This window comes from Marinobacterium rhizophilum DSM 18822, from assembly GCF_000378045.1.
Classification (GTDB): domain Bacteria; phylum Pseudomonadota; class Gammaproteobacteria; order Pseudomonadales; family Balneatricaceae; genus Marinobacterium_A; species Marinobacterium_A rhizophilum.
In genome coordinates, this window is record NZ_KB899112.1 from 59870 (window position 1) to 75328 (window position 15459).

At 58.4% G+C, this 15459-nt stretch carries 16 protein-coding genes; 2 read left to right on the forward strand and 14 right to left on the reverse strand.

All coding sequences use genetic code 11. From position 1 onward, the window contains the following. Positions 1 to 2: 2 nt before the first annotated feature. Entirely contained in the window at positions 3 to 419 is a 417-nt protein-coding gene (locus tag F451_RS0120830; RefSeq protein ID WP_420835283.1) for a TRAP transporter small permease, read from the reverse strand. A gap of 76 nt (positions 420 to 495) precedes the next feature. After that, positions 496 to 1497 carry a TRAP transporter substrate-binding protein gene (locus F451_RS0120835; RefSeq protein ID WP_020683355.1) on the reverse strand — a complete coding sequence of 334 codons (1002 nt, stop codon included), beginning with the start codon at positions 1495 to 1497 and terminating at the stop codon, positions 496 to 498. A 368-nt stretch (positions 1498 to 1865) separates the two neighbouring features. Between F451_RS0120835 and kdgR the strand changes: the two genes are divergently transcribed. Together kdgR and F451_RS0120845 are read left to right on the forward strand one after the other, a co-directional pair. Further along, positions 1866 to 2651: a DNA-binding transcriptional regulator KdgR gene (gene kdgR / locus F451_RS0120840; RefSeq protein ID WP_020683356.1), complete on the forward strand. Its 786-nt coding sequence runs from the start codon at positions 1866 to 1868 to the stop codon at positions 2649 to 2651. 860 nt (positions 2652 to 3511) lie between these two features. After that, entirely contained in the window at positions 3512 to 3859 is a 348-nt protein-coding gene (locus tag F451_RS0120845) for a cupin domain-containing protein (RefSeq protein ID WP_020683357.1), read from the forward strand. 54 nt (positions 3860 to 3913) lie between these two features. Here F451_RS0120845 and F451_RS0120850 read toward each other — a convergent pair whose 3' ends face one another. The 12 genes from F451_RS0120850 to F451_RS0120905 form a co-directional block, all read right to left on the reverse strand. Further along, on the reverse strand, positions 3914 to 4681 hold the full coding sequence (locus tag F451_RS0120850) for an ABC transporter ATP-binding protein (RefSeq protein WP_020683358.1): 768 nt from the start codon (positions 4679 to 4681) through the stop codon (positions 3914 to 3916). A 10-nt stretch (positions 4682 to 4691) separates the two neighbouring features. Continuing rightward, on the reverse strand, positions 4692 to 5531 hold the full coding sequence (locus F451_RS0120855) for an ABC transporter ATP-binding protein (protein ID WP_020683359.1): 840 nt from the start codon (positions 5529 to 5531) through the stop codon (positions 4692 to 4694). A 10-nt stretch (positions 5532 to 5541) separates the two neighbouring features. Continuing rightward, positions 5542 to 6444 carry an ABC transporter permease gene (locus F451_RS0120860; protein ID WP_020683360.1) on the reverse strand — a complete coding sequence of 301 codons (903 nt, stop codon included), beginning with the start codon at positions 6442 to 6444 and terminating at the stop codon, positions 5542 to 5544. Then, positions 6444 to 7481 carry an ABC transporter permease gene (locus F451_RS0120865; RefSeq protein ID WP_020683361.1) on the reverse strand — a complete coding sequence of 346 codons (1038 nt, stop codon included), beginning with the start codon at positions 7479 to 7481 and terminating at the stop codon, positions 6444 to 6446. Before F451_RS0120865 ends, F451_RS0120860 begins: the two co-directional genes overlap by 1 nt. Positions 7482 to 7626: 145 nt before the next feature. Beyond that, complete coding sequence (locus tag F451_RS0120870; RefSeq protein WP_020683362.1) at positions 7627 to 9237, reverse strand: ABC transporter substrate-binding protein; 1611 nt, start codon at positions 9235 to 9237, stop codon at positions 7627 to 7629. Positions 9238 to 9294: 57 nt separating this feature from the next. Next, positions 9295 to 10449: a mandelate racemase family protein gene (locus F451_RS0120875; RefSeq protein WP_020683363.1), complete on the reverse strand. Its 1155-nt coding sequence runs from the start codon at positions 10447 to 10449 to the stop codon at positions 9295 to 9297. 555 nt (positions 10450 to 11004) lie between these two features. Then, a complete protein-coding gene (gene kduD / locus F451_RS0120880; RefSeq protein ID WP_020683364.1) occupies positions 11005 to 11766 on the reverse strand; it encodes a 2-dehydro-3-deoxy-D-gluconate 5-dehydrogenase KduD in 762 nt (253 codons plus the stop codon). A 31-nt stretch (positions 11767 to 11797) separates the two neighbouring features. After that, positions 11798 to 12634, reverse strand: coding sequence for a 5-dehydro-4-deoxy-D-glucuronate isomerase (gene kduI / locus F451_RS0120885; RefSeq protein WP_020683365.1), 837 nt, complete (start codon positions 12632 to 12634; stop codon positions 11798 to 11800). A 430-nt stretch (positions 12635 to 13064) separates the two neighbouring features. After that, the gene (locus F451_RS0120890; RefSeq protein WP_020683366.1) at positions 13065 to 13280 is read right to left on the reverse strand and encodes a hypothetical protein; all 216 of its coding nucleotides are present in this window, start codon (positions 13278 to 13280) and stop codon (positions 13065 to 13067) included. Positions 13281 to 13359: 79 nt separating this feature from the next. Beyond that, on the reverse strand, positions 13360 to 13773 hold the full coding sequence (locus F451_RS0120895) for a hypothetical protein (RefSeq protein WP_020683367.1): 414 nt from the start codon (positions 13771 to 13773) through the stop codon (positions 13360 to 13362). A 56-nt stretch (positions 13774 to 13829) separates the two neighbouring features. After that, positions 13830 to 14867 carry an ABC transporter permease gene (locus F451_RS0120900; RefSeq protein ID WP_026291944.1) on the reverse strand — a complete coding sequence of 346 codons (1038 nt, stop codon included), beginning with the start codon at positions 14865 to 14867 and terminating at the stop codon, positions 13830 to 13832. 37 nt (positions 14868 to 14904) lie between these two features. Then, a partial coding sequence (locus F451_RS0120905) for an ATP-binding cassette domain-containing protein (protein WP_020683369.1) occupies positions 14905 to 15459 on the reverse strand: 555 nt, incomplete at its 5' end.

Genomic DNA, 15459 nt, shown 5'->3' on the forward strand with positions numbered 1-15459 from the left:
CGCTATACCTCGTGAACGCGATAGGTCCGGTACAGGTCGAAAATATTGATCAGACTGTACAGAACAATGACGACGCCGGAGACAGGAAGCGCCGAGTAGATCAGTCCCATGGGAATCTGCAGCACCGGTGATATCTGTGTCATTGAGATGGAAACGGCATGACCGCCCCCCATGATCAGAATAAAAACGGCAAACAGCAGAAATATCATCTGGAGGGCCATGCCCCATTTAAGCTGACCTGACAGCGGCAGCAGGTCAACGAACAGGCTCATCGATACATGCTGGCTTTTACCCGCCACATAGGCCGCGCCCATGATTGAAATCCAGATGAGAGCAAAACGCAGAAACTCCTCGGACAGGGTGCTGGGCGAGCCGAAAACATACCGGCTCGCCACCTGCCAAAGCGCCACTACCACCATTACTCCGAGTAAACTGATACAAAAAAGTTGAAGCAGTCTGTCCAGAAAGGTACGCAGCCCGTGCATGGCAGTATCCTCAGTTCTGAGCGACCGAACGGATCTGCTGATACAGTTCGTATAGCGCCGGATTGGATTTCAATGCGTCATACATTGGCTGTACCGCCTGCTGGAACGGTGCGATGTCCACATCATAGAAGACGACGCCGAATTTCTCCTTGCTTTCCTGCTGTGCCTGCTCGATGGCCGTTTTCCAGGCCTGCTTCTCGAACTCAGTCGATTCCCGGGCCGCTTCGAACACCGCCTGACGTTCCGAATCGCTCAGTTGCGCCAGTGCCTGGGAGCTGATCAGGACCACATCAGGGATGCGGGTGTGGGTATCCATGGAGTAGTGCTTGGCGACCTCGGCATGACGCGCCACGGTGAGTGCGAACTCATTGTTTTCTGCGCCATCGAGGATGCCCTGCTGGATAGATGTATAGACTTCGGCCTGGCCCATGGCGACCGGTGCGGCGCCCAGCAGCTCCATCATCTTGATGGCGGTCTGGCTTTGCATGACCCGGATTTTAAGCCCTTTGAGGTCTTCCAGTGTTTTGATCGGCTTGGATTTGGTGTAAAAGCTGCGCTGTCCGGAGTCGTACCAGGTCAGCCCGACAAACCCCAGATCCTTGGTGGACTGGTAGACCCCGTCCATAATCTTCGGATCATCCATGACCTGGTAGAAATGCTGCTCGCTGTCGAAAAGGTACGGCATCGAGAAAACGCCATAGACCGGTGCGAAGCTTTCCATCAAGCCACCGGAAACCTTGGTGATATCGACGGCACCTGTCTGGGTCAGCTCCACAAGCTCGCGTTCGCCCCCCAGCTGGCTGTCCGGGAAATACATCACCTTGACCTCGCCATCGGTCTTTTCCTCAACCAGCTTGCCGAACAATGCCAGTGCGTCCTTGACCGGTTGGCTGTTGCTGGCGTAGGCAAGGCGCAGTGTGGTCTGGGCCGAGGCGTCGGCCGAAAAGAGGCCGCCGCAGGCAAGGGTAGTAACGAGACAGCAGGACAGCAGGGATTTAGTGATCGGTTTCATGGGTCAGTTTCCTCAATTTCTTAGTGTTATATCGAGAATCATGTGGCTTTATCTGGCTGGGGTCGACTCTTGGGCTTGCCTCTCCTTATCTGGTTCGACCTCTACGGGACGTTTGGAGTCTGTTCCGTGGGGCAGTGTCTGTGGGGATGTTGTGTTTTAGAAATGCTATTCCCTTATGGTTGAAACAGTATTTCATTTTTGTTTTATCAGTACAAGACCTTGTTGGATATGGCGCCAGTTCTTTTTGTTATAAAGATTGAAACAACCGCTATTGCACAATGCAGGGTCGGCAGCAATTGCATCAGAGTGTACTTGGCTCTTACAATGGCACGGTGTTCCATTTTAATTAAAACGAAGTGAGGCCGCTGATGACTGCCGCAGACAAGACCCCGGAGTCCGTTTCGTCGGTGTTAAAGGTGTTCGGTATCCTGCAGACGCTGGGCGACGAGAAAGAGATTGGTGTCACCGAGCTGTCGCAACGCGTGCTGATGTCCAAAAGTACCGTCTACCGATTCCTGCAGACGATGAAAACACTTGGTTATGTAAAGCAGGAAGGCGAAAACGACAAGTATTCCCTGACCATGAAGTTGTTCGAGGTCGGGGCCAAGGCGTTGCAGAATGTCGACCTGATTCGCATTGCCGATGCCCAGATGCGGGAGCTGTCGAAACTGACGAAGGAGACGGTGCATCTCGGTGCCCTCGAAGAAGACAGCATCATCTATATCCACAAGATCGATTCGCTATACAGCCTGCGCATGTATTCGCGCATCGGCCGGCGCAATCCGCTGTACAGCACCGCCATCGGCAAGGTGCTGCTGGCCTGGCGGGACGAGAGCGAGGTGCGGGATATTCTTGCGGATGTGGAGTTCAAGAAGTTTACGACCAGAACGCTGGAGTCCGTCGACCAGCTGATGCCGGTGCTGGGACAGGTGCGTCAGCAGGGCTATGCCGAGGACAACCAGGAGATGGAAGAGGGCCTGCTGTGCGTGGCGGTACCGGTGTTTGACCGCTTTGGACAGGTGATTGCAGGGCTCAGCCTGTCATTCCCCATGATGCGCTACGACGAGAAGCAGCATGCTGACTATGTGGCGATGCTGCACCGGGCCGCCCGTGTGGTGTCCCAGCAGCTGGGCTACGCGGAGTATCCCTTTTAAGGAACCGTATCGTTTCGATTCCTGCGCCGACCGGAACTGTCGCCGGCAGGTTGCCGGGCGAACGCCTGCTGGCAGCCTGTCGGACTTAACACTGATCTACTCGGCTAGGGCATCCTGCTTCACCCTGCATCCATGCAGTCGTACGGAAAAGCCGTTTCTTTTATGCGAAGAGGGGGCATTTTTCGTACTCTTTGATAGGACCACTTTTCACAAGCTACATCCCTGTAGCTTGCCCGGTGGGCAGCTATCGCTGTGTAAATCGGCAATCCTGCCGATGTATCGCCTCAAAAGAGCTCAAAAACTGCCTCATTCAATCGTCGGGAAAAATTGAACGTGCAAACCCCGAAGGGGTGAAGCACATGGGTGTGCTGAACAATTCGGTTTTTCCTTCGCTACGGCCGACCAAGCGGCGCTATCGGACCCCTTGTCGCTGCACCCAGGGCTCTACACCCTTTGGTGCCGGGTGCTTAGTGTTGATACCGTTCAGTGTCCTGGGTACGCACAAGCGCCACTGATCTTGTCCTATCCTCCGGCCGGTAGCGCTGAGCGGTCATTCTGTACTCAAGACTTCCTGGCTGTGCGTTGCCAGCTTCCCTCTGGCGGGTTTGTACCTGTTGTTTGGGCTGTCGGTCCTGCCTTGCTAACAGCGTCAGCGCTTTGGTGCCGGTGCGACGCCAGGCGCATCCAGGATATGAAGCCGAAATGCGCCTGCAAATCAAAAGAAACGACGGTCTCACAAAAAAGAAACGTTGTTTCATTAAGTGTTTTTGATGGCATAATAAAGCTTCATCGGGGGAGAATGCGCTCAGATCGAGTTGCTTGACCCGCGGACCATTGACTGAATCACGAGGCAGAGCAGCATGAACCGATTTTTTATCGATGAAACCCAGGCCTGGGAAGAACTGGGCGGCGGCATTCGACGCAAACTTGTTTCCTGGACCGACTCGCTGATGGCCGTGCTGGTGGAGTTCGATGAAGGCGCCATCGGTGAGCCACATGCCCATGAACTGCATGATCAGATCGCCTACGTGATTAGGGGACGGTTCGAGGTGGAGGTCGCCGGTGAGCGGCGGGTACTGCAGGCGGGCGATGCATTCACGGCGCCCAAAAGTGACCGCCATGGCGTGGTTGCCCTCGAGGCTGGCAGTCGCCTGATGGACCTGTTCTCGCCGAAGCGGGATGATTTCCTCGACAGCGGTGGCTACTGAGGGTGGTATTCGGCGCCCGTTCAGGGGCGCCTTTTAACCTGTTGCGTTGTCTGCTTAGGCGCAGTCCCGGTCGCGGCTCTTGTGCTGGCTGCAGCTGATCAGCATTCGGGTATAGGGATCGCTGGCTTCGCCACGGACCAGATCGTTGGTATCCAGCGTCTCGAGTACTTTGCCGTGTTGCATCACGGCTACACGTGAGCACAGGTGGGCCACCACGCCGAGGTCATGGGTGACCATCAGGTAGGTCAAGCCCTCGCGTTGTCGCAGGTCGGCAAGCAGGTTGAGAATTTCCGCCTGTACCGACACGTCCAGCGCCGATGTGGGTTCGTCCAGCAACAGAATGCGCGGCTCCAGAATCAGCGCCCGGGCGATGGCCACGCGCTGCCGCTGCCCGCCAGACAGCTGGTGCGGATAGCGGTAGCGGAAGCTGTCGTTCAGCCCCACCTTGCTCAGAATGGCGCCAATACGCTCGCGATGCTGGCCGATGCCGTGAATATGCAGCGGCTCGCCCAGGGCTGTTTCGACGGTATGGCGGGGATGGAGGGAGCCGTAGGGGTCCTGAAATACCATCTGAACCCGGCGGCAGCGGTCACGGTCAAGCGTACGCCCAAGCCGTTCGCCGTTGATTCGCAACTCGCCTTCCCAGTGGGAGTACTGGCCGGCCAGGCAGCGCAGCACCGTGGTTTTGCCGGAGCCGGATTCCCCCACCAGGCCGAACGACTCGCCTTCCCGTACCTGAAAATTGACGTCCTTTAGCACCTGCACTCGGCTGCCATCCAGACCGAACGACAGGTTGAGGGACTGAATTTCGATCATTGCCATTAGAATTTCCTCAGTCTGTGAGCCAGCTCGGATCGCGCTGCAGCACCGGCAGGCGCTCACGGCGTTGGGTAAGGCTGGGCAGGGCGGCCAGCAGGCCCCGAGTGTAGGGATGCTGTGCCTGGTCGAGGTCCGCGGCCCGAATCGATTCGACCACCCGGCCGGCGTACATCACCAGCACCCGGTCGCAGAAGTTGCGCACCAGGTTCAGGTCGTGGCTAATGAAAATGAGTCCCAGGTTGCGCTGGGTCACCAGTTCATCGAGTACCGACAGCACCTGCTGCTGAACCGAGACATCCAGTGCCGAGGTCGGCTCGTCGGCGATGATTATTTCGGGATTCGGTATCAGCATCATCGCGATCATGATGCGCTGACCCATGCCGCCCGAGACTTCGTGCGGATAGAGTGAATAGACCCGCTCCGGATCGCGTATATGCACCTTTTCCAGCATTTCAAGCGTCTGTTTGCGCGCTTCGCGCTGACTGACGCGGTGATGGGCCAGATAGGCTTCTGTGATCTGGGCACCGACGGTCATGACCGGATTCAGCGAATATTTTGGGTCCTGCATGATCATGGAAATACGCCGGCCACGAATGCTGCGCAGCGTCTTCTCGTCAGCGTCCAGCAGGTTCAGGTCGCCGAAGCGCAGCGTATCGGCGCTGATGCGGGCACTGGCCGGATGCAGCCGCAACAGGCTGCGTCCGACGGTCGACTTGCCGGAACCGGATTCGCCGACGATGGCCAGTTTTTCCCGCCCGAGAGAAAACGAAACGTTGCGCACGGCGTCGGTCGTACGGCCGTCGTTGATAAATTGAATGCTCAGATTGTCGACCTGCAATTTGGCTTCAGACATCGCTACTTCCTCATTCGCTTCGGGGGTCGAGCAGGTCGCGTAGACCGTCGCCCAGCAGGTTGAAGGCCAGGCTTACCAACATGATGGCCAGGCCCGGTGCCGCCACCAGCCACCAGCATTCCATCATGTAGCTGCGGCCGGTGGAGATCATCGCGCCCCATTCCGGCAGCGGCGGTTGAGCGCCGAGACCCAGAAAGCCGAGCCCGGCAGCCGTCAGGATGATGCCTGCCATATTCATGGTGAGTCGAACGATGACCGAAGAGAGACACATCGGCACTATATGGCGCAGGATGACGCGCGCCGATGAAGCCCCCTGCAGCTGCACCGCGACGATAAAGTCGGCGTTACGCAACTGCAGTGTTTCCGCGCGGGCCAGGCGGGCAATCGGTGGCCAGGTGGTCAGGGCGATGGCAATCACCGCATGCTCCAGGCCCGGGCCCAGTGCTGCCACGAACGCCAGTGCCAGCACCAGGCTTGGAAAGGAGATGAAGATATCGGTGATACGCATGAACAGCATATCGACAACACCGCCGAAATAGCCAGAGATGGTGCCGACAGCGAGGCCGATGGGGCCGACGATGACGGTAACCAGGGCAATGATGTACAGCGTGATGCGCGAGCCATACACCAGCCGGCTGAAGATATCGCGGCCGAACTCGTCGGTGCCGAACCAGTTATCAGCGTTGGGCGCGTGCAGCGAGCGGTTCAAGTCCTGCGCGAGGGGGTCGTGAGTTGCAAGCCAGGGTGCAAAGAGCGCGACCAGCAACAGCAGCAGCACGACCAGCAGGCCGGCTCCGGTCAGGGGGTTGTGTAGCAGGCGGCGGGCGCCCGTGCCCAGGCTCAGCCATAGGGCCTGGTAGCGTGTGTGGGGTTCGGACGACGTCCGTGCAGCCATGGAAATCTGAGTCGTCATCAGCGGGTCCTCGGGTCGAATACCTGGTAAAGCACATCGGTCAGCAGGTTGAGCAGTACGAAGATCAGGCCAATCAGCAGTACCGAGGCCATGACCGCATTCATGTCGCCAAGCAGCAGGCTGCTGGTCAGGTACTGGCCGAAGCCCGGCCAGGCAAAAACGGTTTCGATCAGCACGGCGCCTTCGAGCAGCGACCCATAGGCCAGCGCCACGATGGTCAGCAACTGCACCAGGATGTTACGAAACGCATGGCGCCAGATGACCACCCGTTCCGGCAGCCCCTTGACGCGAGCGGTCAGGATGTACTCCTGCGACAACTGGGTCAGCATGAAGCTGCGCGTCATGCGTCCAATAAAGGACACTGAATTCAGTCCCAGAATGAAGGCGGGCAGGATGATGTGCTTGAAGGCGCTGCCAAAGACTTCCCAGTCGCCGGCCAGCGCCGAATCGATCAGCAGCATGCCGGTAACCGGCGTCACCAAACCATCGTAGGCCAGGTCTACACGGCCGGCACCGCCAACCCAGTTAAGCCAGCCGTAGAAGATGATCAGGCCGATCATGCCAACCCAGAATACCGGGGTGGAGTAGCCGAACAGGCTGATAACCCGGATCACATGGTCGGCCAGGCGGCCGCGCTGGGTGGCGGCATAGACGCCCATCGGCACGCCGACGCCGATGCCAAAAATGATCGCGACCGTGGCCAGCTCAATGGTCGCGGGGAAGGTGCGCAGGATATCGTCCACTACCGGGCGTCCGGTTAGCAGGGCATTGCCGAAGTCGCCCTGGGCCAGGTCACGCAGATAGTAACCGAACTGAACCCAGAGTGACCGGTCGAATCCCATCTGGCGGTAGACCTGATCATAGGTCGAGCTGTCGGCATCCGGTCCGACAACGGCCAGTACCGGATCGATCGGCATCACACGGCCGATGATGAACGTCAGTGTCAGCAGGCCGAACAGGGTCAGAGTTACCGCGCTGAGGCGGTGCATGACACGTCTGAGGCCACGGCTGGGCAGGTTAAGGGATAACAGGGACATGGTGGTCTCCGGAATGGAATAATGCTAAAGCGCGCTAGCAGCCTGTCGGGCTTGGCCGGTCGTAGATCAGTGGTAAGTCCAACAGGCTGCTAGGATCGGACAGGCAGCTGCCGAGCTGGCAGTACCTGTCCGGCGCGCTGTGTCTTCAGCGCTGCTTGTAGACCTCACGCAAGTGTGTGGTTGCGGCCGGGTGACCCTGGTAGTTCTGGATATCGTTGCGCAGCACTACGGTGTCGACCATCTGCGAGACCGGGAAGATGGCACCGACCTGCTCGTCATAGAGCCGCTGGGCATCCTGGTACATCGCGAGCTGCCGGTTATTGTCCTTTTCGATCAGCGCCTGCTCGATCAGGGTGTTCAGCTCGGGGCTATGGAAGCCGGTGCGCCAGCCCTGGAAGTTGGTGAGTTTGGCTTCGTCACTGTTGTCGGGGTTGTAGACCAGCGAGCGCAGGCTCGAATGCGGGTGCGGTTCGATACCGCCACCGCCACGGCCAACGATGATCTCGAAATCGCGGTTGCGCATGGCGCCATAGACCTGGTTGCCGGTGCCGGTGATGATGCTGGCATCAATGCCGGCCTGGGCCAGGGTCGACTGCACGCTGGTGGCGATATTGATGAAGGGCGCGTCGGACAGCACGCGAATGCTGCTCTTGAAGCCATCCGGATAGCCGGCGTCAGCCAGCAGCGCCTTGGCCTGGTCGACGTCCAGCTTGTAGTCTGGTTCCGGCAGCGTGGCCGGCAGGCCCAGCTTGACCGGGCGCTGATGGTAGATGCCGTAGTTCGGCATCACCGTCTGGTTGATACCCTTGTAGTCGATCAGGCTGCGGACGGCCCGGCGTACCCGCTTGTCGGCGAACTTGGGGTCTTTCATGCTCACCGCGACATAGTACAGCGTGCCTCTTTCAATCGACTGGATGCTAACGTTATCGCTGGCTTTCATCGCCTCGATATCGGGCACCGACATGCCGGTCGCGACATCGATATCGCCGCGGTCGACCATCAGGCGCAGCGACTGCGATTCTGTCATGTGACGCATGATCACCCGGCGCAGTTTGGCCGGCTCGCGCCAGTAGTCGTCGAATCGGCTCATCAGCAGTCGGTCTTTGGCGCGCCAGTCGTCCAGCGTGAAGGGCCCGGAGCCCGCGACATGGGTGGTTAGCCAACCATTACCCAGGTCACCGTCTTTTTCGTGTTTCAGCACCGTCTCGCGATCGAGAATAAACGCGCTCGGCGAACTGCCGATGGTATAGAGCACCAGTTTCGGATCGGCCGTTTCCGGCAGCTCCAGCACAAAGGTGCTCGCATCGGGTGCACGCAGGTACTGCTCTGCATTCTCCGCACTGAAGCCATAGGTTTTCCAGGTTGCCGCCAGCGCCAGATTCAGTTTCAGTACGCGCTGTAGCGACCAGGCCACATCTTCGGCCGTAAGCGGGTTGCCGGAGTGGAAACGGACTCCGGGGCGCAATTTGAACGTCAGGGTGCGGCCGTCTGCGCTGATCGTCCAGCTTTCAGCCAGGGCGGGGAGCACCTGGGTGGGATCGTTCGAATCCAGCTCGACCAGCATGTCGTAGAGGTTGGCATTGACCTGTGCTACATCGAGCCCGGTCGCTGCGGCCGGATCGAGTGACAGCAGGTTGTTCATGCTCATGCCGACGATGAGCTGGTCGGTCGGTGTTTCGGCCTGGACGCTGGCGATCGGGGTGATCGCCATGGCGAGCGCCAGAGCACAGGATTTAAAGGTCGCGGGTATTTTCATGGGGTGTTGCCTCTTTTTTATAGTTAGCAGCAGGGGTTGCGGTGCCTGGTTACCGCCTCAGTAGCGTTCGATCCGGTGCTCCTGGATGTAGTCGAAGTTGATGTCTTCGCCGAGACCCGGTTTCTGCGACAGGTGGACAAAGCCCTCGGTGTCCATCGGGTCGACCAGGCTGTTGAGGTAGGCCGGCACTTCGTCATAGTCCAGGAATGGATGCAGCAGACCGCGCTCGTACCAGCGGCAGTTCTTGATCGCACCGACCACTGCCAGGTTGGCTGCGCCGTTGCCGTGCACTTCGCAGTCCATGCCAAACGCATCGGCCAGGTGGGCCACTTTCAGACAGGGACCGATGCCACCAACGCCTGCCACGCCAGCGCGCAGGATGTCGCAGGAGGCGTTCTTGACCCAGCTGGCGCGGCTGTAATGCTTGCCGGCCACAGTTTCGGGACCCAGTACAGGGATATCCAGGTTGGCCGCCAGCCAGGCGTAGGACTCGGCGGAATCCTCGACCATGGGCTCTTCGAACCAGGCAAAATCGAGACGCTGCAGTTCGCGGCCTATATAGAAGGCGTCGGTACGGCTGTACCAGTGATAGCCATCCAGCATCAGTGCGATATCGGGGCCCACGGCCTCACGCACGGCGGCGCAGGCCCGGACGTCCATTTTCGTGTCGGGGGCGAAGGATACCGGCGGCATCCAGGTGTGCAGCTTGATTGCCCTGTAGCCGCGGGCCACCAGTTGTTCGGCGAAAGCGGCGTAATTGTCCGGTGTCGCCAGGCCGCCTTTCAGCTCGTCTCCGCACATGGTGCTGCCGTAAGCCGGAACCTTGTCGCGGTAGCCACCAATCAGCTTGTGTACCGGCAACTCCAAAGCGCGACCGGCCAGGTCCCACAGCGCCTGTTCGATCAGGGCGAGGGCGCGGTCGGTCAGCTGGCCGGCGCTACCGCGCTGCCAGTGCACCAGGTCCTGCCAGAGGCGTTCGCGGTCGAAGGGGTTCTGCCCGATCAGCACCTTGCGTGCAAAGGCCTCGACAACATGGGCGCGGATCACTTCCGGCGGGCCGAATGCAAAGCCTTCTGGGCCTTCTTCGGTGGCGATGCGCAACATGGCCATCTTCGCCAGCTTTTCATCTCCGGGGTGTGAGTGCCCGGCACTGTCGACGGAACGGCGACTGGGGTACGTGAAAACCTCGACGTTGACGGATTTTATGATCATTTTTCTTGTAACCTCACTGTGTCGAATGATTGCTCTGGCCGGAATGGATCAAGCTGCAATTCGGGCTATCCCGGCTACCGTCGCCGCCGTGTAGGCGACATGAGTTTGGTTTTAAAAACTAATTCTTATTTTTTAGAAACACTATTTCATTTCTAAAATGGTGTCAATTGTTGTCTGATGTATGATTAATAAAGCCCGCTACAGGTACACAACAGCATCGCTGCGAGCTGCCGTTCGGGCCTGTGCATGGCTGTGGATAGCGAGGAGCCACTGGACGTCACCCTGCGCCGACGGTCGAATTAGGATACGGAGTCGAGTCGCTTGGGAGGTCGGGCCAGTCGCGGCAAAAGGCTAGGATTTGGCTGGGTTTTGGCTGGAGCTGCAGGCGCGTATAAGCCTCCTGCTCTACCTGTTATTGGCTGGAGACTGAGCGGGATGCGCAGCGCCTCAGGGTTCGGTGAGAGGAAAAAAGCCCCGCACGGCGTGCGGGGCAATGGCATTTCCGCTGTGGGATCTGCGTGACGGAAAGGGTTCGAGAGAGAGTGGCGTGCTGCTTCAGCGGGCCAGCCAGCCACCGTCCACCGCCAGGCTGTGGCCGTTGACGTAGTCCGATGCGCGGGACGCCAGAAACACCACAGATCCCATCATGTCCTCCGGCAGGCCCCAGCGTGCGGCCGGGATGCGGTCCAGAATTTCGCGACTGCGCTGCTCGTCACATCTGAGTGCTTCGGTGTTGTTGGTTTCCATGTAGCCGGGGGCGATGGCGTTGACGTTGATGTTTTCGTGGGCCCACTCGTTGGCCAGTAATCGTGTGAGGCCCAGCAAGCCGCTTTTGGAGGCGGTATAGGAGGGCACCCGAACGCCACCCTGGTACGACAGCATCGACGCGATATTGATAATCTTTCCGCCGCTGCGCTGAGCGATAAACTGGCGCGCAACCGCCTGGGACATGAAGAAGGCTGTGCGCAGGTTGACGCTCATGACGTCGTCCCAGTCCTGGGCCGAAAAGTCGATGGCGTCATTGCGCCGGATAATGCCGGCGTTGTTGACCAATATATCGATTTTACCGAATTCACTGACGGCCTTGTCGATGATGCCGGGGATATCTTCGGTCCGGGCGAGGTCGACGTGCAGACCGAGAAAGCGTCGCCCCAGGGATTCGATCAGGGCCTGGGTTTCGGTCGCATCGCTGCGATTGACGCCAATGATATGGCAGCCTGCCTGGGCAAGCCCGACGGCCATACCCTGGCCAAGGCCGGTATTGCAGCCCGTCACGATCGCAACCTTGTCCTGCAGGTTGAAAGTATTCAAAATCATCTCGGGTCTCCTGTTATATCAGGGTCGCGTGTCAGCGCAGGTCCTTAACAGCGATATGGTCCATATCGTTGAACACCTGGTTTTCGCCGACCATGCCCCAGATAAAGGTGTAACTCTGGGTACCGACGCCCGAATGGATCGACCAGCTGGGCGAGATGACAGCCTGTTCGTTGTGTACCAGCAGGTGACGGGTTTGCTGCGGTTTGCCCATCATGTGGAACACGGCTGTCTCTGCATTCATGTCGAAATAGAAATAGACCTCCATGCGCCGTTCGTGTGTATGGCACGGCATGGTGTTCCACAGGCTGCCGGCTTCCAGTTGGGTCAGACCCATCAATAACTGACAGGTCGGCAGTACATCCGGCACGATGTATTTGTATATCGTGCGCTTGTTGCTGCTGGCCGCGTCGCCGAGTGTTACCGGCGCTGCTTCTTCCAGCGTTATCTTGCGGGTTGGGTAGGCGGTATGGGCCGGCGCGCTGTTGTAATAGAATTTTGCAGGTTCGGCCGAGTCGACACTGCTGTAGCTGACTTCTTTGGCTCCTTGCCCAATATAGAGCGCTTCGCGCGGTCCGACTTCATACTCAACACCATCGACGGTAATAACGCCGGCACCGGCGATGTTGATCAGTCCCAGCTCGCGGCGCTGCAAAAAGTAATCAACGCCAAGACTCTGGCCCAGTTCCGGGGCAAAGTTGAGGGTCTTTTCGACCGGCATGATACCGCCAAAGATGATCCGGTCGACGTGGCTGTAGGTCATGCTGAAGTGATCAGCACGGAAAATATCCTCGACCAGGAAGTTCTGGCGAAGATCTTCGGTGTCCATCTGCCTGGCGTGGTCGCTGTGGACGCTCTGTCGAACCTGCATAACATCTACCTCTATTGTTCGCGTCGGTGTCTTGGGGCCGCTCAAGAACGGTTCCTGGCGGGGATGAACCCATCATAGACCAGTTCGGCACAATGGATCAATAAAAATAAAATTACGTTTCATAAATTCAAATCCATAAATAATGTGCTGTCGCGACGGTTGGCCTTAGCGGGGGAACTTACAGGTTCGACACCCATTGACGGTGCGCTTTCGAGGGAGGGGCGGTGATCGCGACAGTGCAGGTGCCGGGGATGCCAAATCAGTGGCGGTCTACATCTGTAGTACCGGATGCGTGCAGTGGTGCAGTGGTGGGAGGCGGCGCCACCGTTCATTATTTGCGGGTATTTTGAGTGAGCAGACTGTTTGGTTAATAAAAAGGCCGGTGAGTTAACCGGCCTTTTTATTATATGGGGCGTACTTGAAAGACCGCCTAATCCCTGTGCGAATCCTGCGACTTGTTCTCGGGCTTCATTTCTTCAAAGGTATGAAAAAACATCCAGTAACAGTAAAAAACAAAGCCCAGTGACACCATGCCCCAGAACGGGCTGTGAGTCGCCCACTCGAAAACGGACCAAAGCACGCAGAAGACTGTAGCGGCAACGCGTCGCCACAGGGGCTGAAAGAAAACCAGGTCCGTTTCGCGCATTAAGCTATTCCTGTAAAGAAGAAAGTCAAACGGCAGTATAAACGATTTATATCTTGGTTTAACGGCCGCCTTTGAAGGGTTAAGCCTCACTCGCCGGGAAATCCCCCGGCAGGGCCTCTGGACGATTGAAGGTCGTCTTCAGTTCACACAACGGGCGTGCCTTCGCCGACCAGAGCAACCCCTCCATCAGTTCGAGCGAATGCAGCGTCATGGCGCCACTGGTCCGCTCTTCGCGTTGCTGGCGGATTGCGAACGCCATGTCTACGCGCCCTACACTGCGGCTGTTTTCGGCGTGGCTGGTGGAGTTGAACGGATGCTCGCAGGGCAGCTCGATCCATTCGCTGTCGGCCACCGCCTGGCGGGGCATTTCCTTCCAGCGGGCATTGGCCTCAGTCCGCAGCAGCAGCCTGCCACCGAACAGGTTTGGCCCATCCAGCGGATCGACCCTGCGGCTTAATACTGACCAGGCTGATGTAATGGGCCCGTGATGCATAAAAGGGGACTCTCGCAAAGAGTCCCCTTGTTTGCTTTGCTGAATGCGTATATGCGTCAGGTTTTCTTGCTGCGCTTGTTCTGACGGTGCATGTCGACGATAACGGCGACGACGATGATGGCACCCTTGATGATGTCCTGATAGTAGGCATCGACACGCAGGAAGGTGAAGCCCGACAGCATCACGCCGAGGATCAGGGCGCCGATCACGGTGCCGGTGATGCGTCCGCGACCACCGGACAGCGATACGCCACCGATAACCGCAGCGGCGATGGCATCCAGTTCATACATCAGGCCCATACCCGCCTGGGCAGTCTTGATGCGTGCAATGGCGACCATGGCGGCAAGACCGGCCAGCAGACCTGCAATCATGTAGACCTTGATCAGGTGCGACTCGATGTTGATACCCGAAACGCGGGCAGCCTGGGGGTTGGCGCCGATGGCGTAAGTGAACTTACCGAAGCGGGTGTAGCGCATAACGATATGGAAGACGGCGGCGACGACCAGGAAGATGACGACCGGTGCCCAGCGGCCCATACCGTTACCCAGCATGGCAAAGCTCTCGGTGAAACCGGATACCGGGCTGCCGTCTGTGTACCAGCGGGCCACACCGCGGGCGGATACCATCATGCCCAGGGTGGCGATAAAGGGCGGAATCCTGGTCTTGGTGATCAGCCAGCCGTTTACAAAACCGGCGGCGGCACCGACGGCCAGGCCCACCATCAACGGAATGAACCAGGGCAGGTCAACCAGCGCCGGATGAATGATTTTCGGCCAGTTGGCGTCCTGGGCGAAGGTGGCTGCGACCATGGCGCTCATGGCCACCACGGAACCGGAGGACAGGTCGATGCCGCCGGTGATGATGACCTGGGTTACGCCGACGGCGATGATGCCGATGACCGAGACCTGCAGGATGATGATCTGGAGTCGGCTCATGTTGCCGAGAAAGCTCTGGCCGACGAGGAACCAGCCAAGGACTTCAAAGAAGGCAGCGATGCCGAACAGGACCAGCAGAATACTCATTTCCTGGGGCAGGCGTTTTTTGGATGGCGCTGCCAGCGTGGCATTAGGCGCGGTTGCAGTTCGGGTTGTCATAATCGACCTCTCATATACCTGATGCGGTAACGCGTTATTATTGGGCAGCCAAATCCATGACTTTTACCTGGTCGGCGTCTGCGCGATCCAGAATGCCGGTGCAGTGACCTTCGTGCATGACCAGAATGCGGTCACTCATGCCCAGTACTTCGGGCATTTCGGATGAAATCATGATCACCGCGACCCCGTTATGGGCCAGCTGCGTGATCAGGCTGTGAATCTCGGCCTTGGCACCGACGTCGATGCCGCGGGTGGGTTCGTCGAGAATCAGGATCTTGGGGTTGGTCAGCAGCCAGCGACCGATCAGCACTTTCTGCTGGTTGCCGCCGGACAGGTTTTCAATGCATTCGTGCATGTTCGGCGTTTTTACGCGCAACTTCTGGCTGATTTCCCGGCAGACCTTTTCGAGTTTTGCTTCCTGCACGAAACCATATTTCACGAAGTCATCGTGGATGACGGCCATCTGGGCGTTTTCCTGGATATCCAGCGGCAGGAAACAGCCGGTCTCCTTGCGGTCCTCGGTGAGGAACGCCATGCCCAGCTTGATGGCATCATGGGAGGTCTGGATCGATACCTCCTTGCCATTGATCTC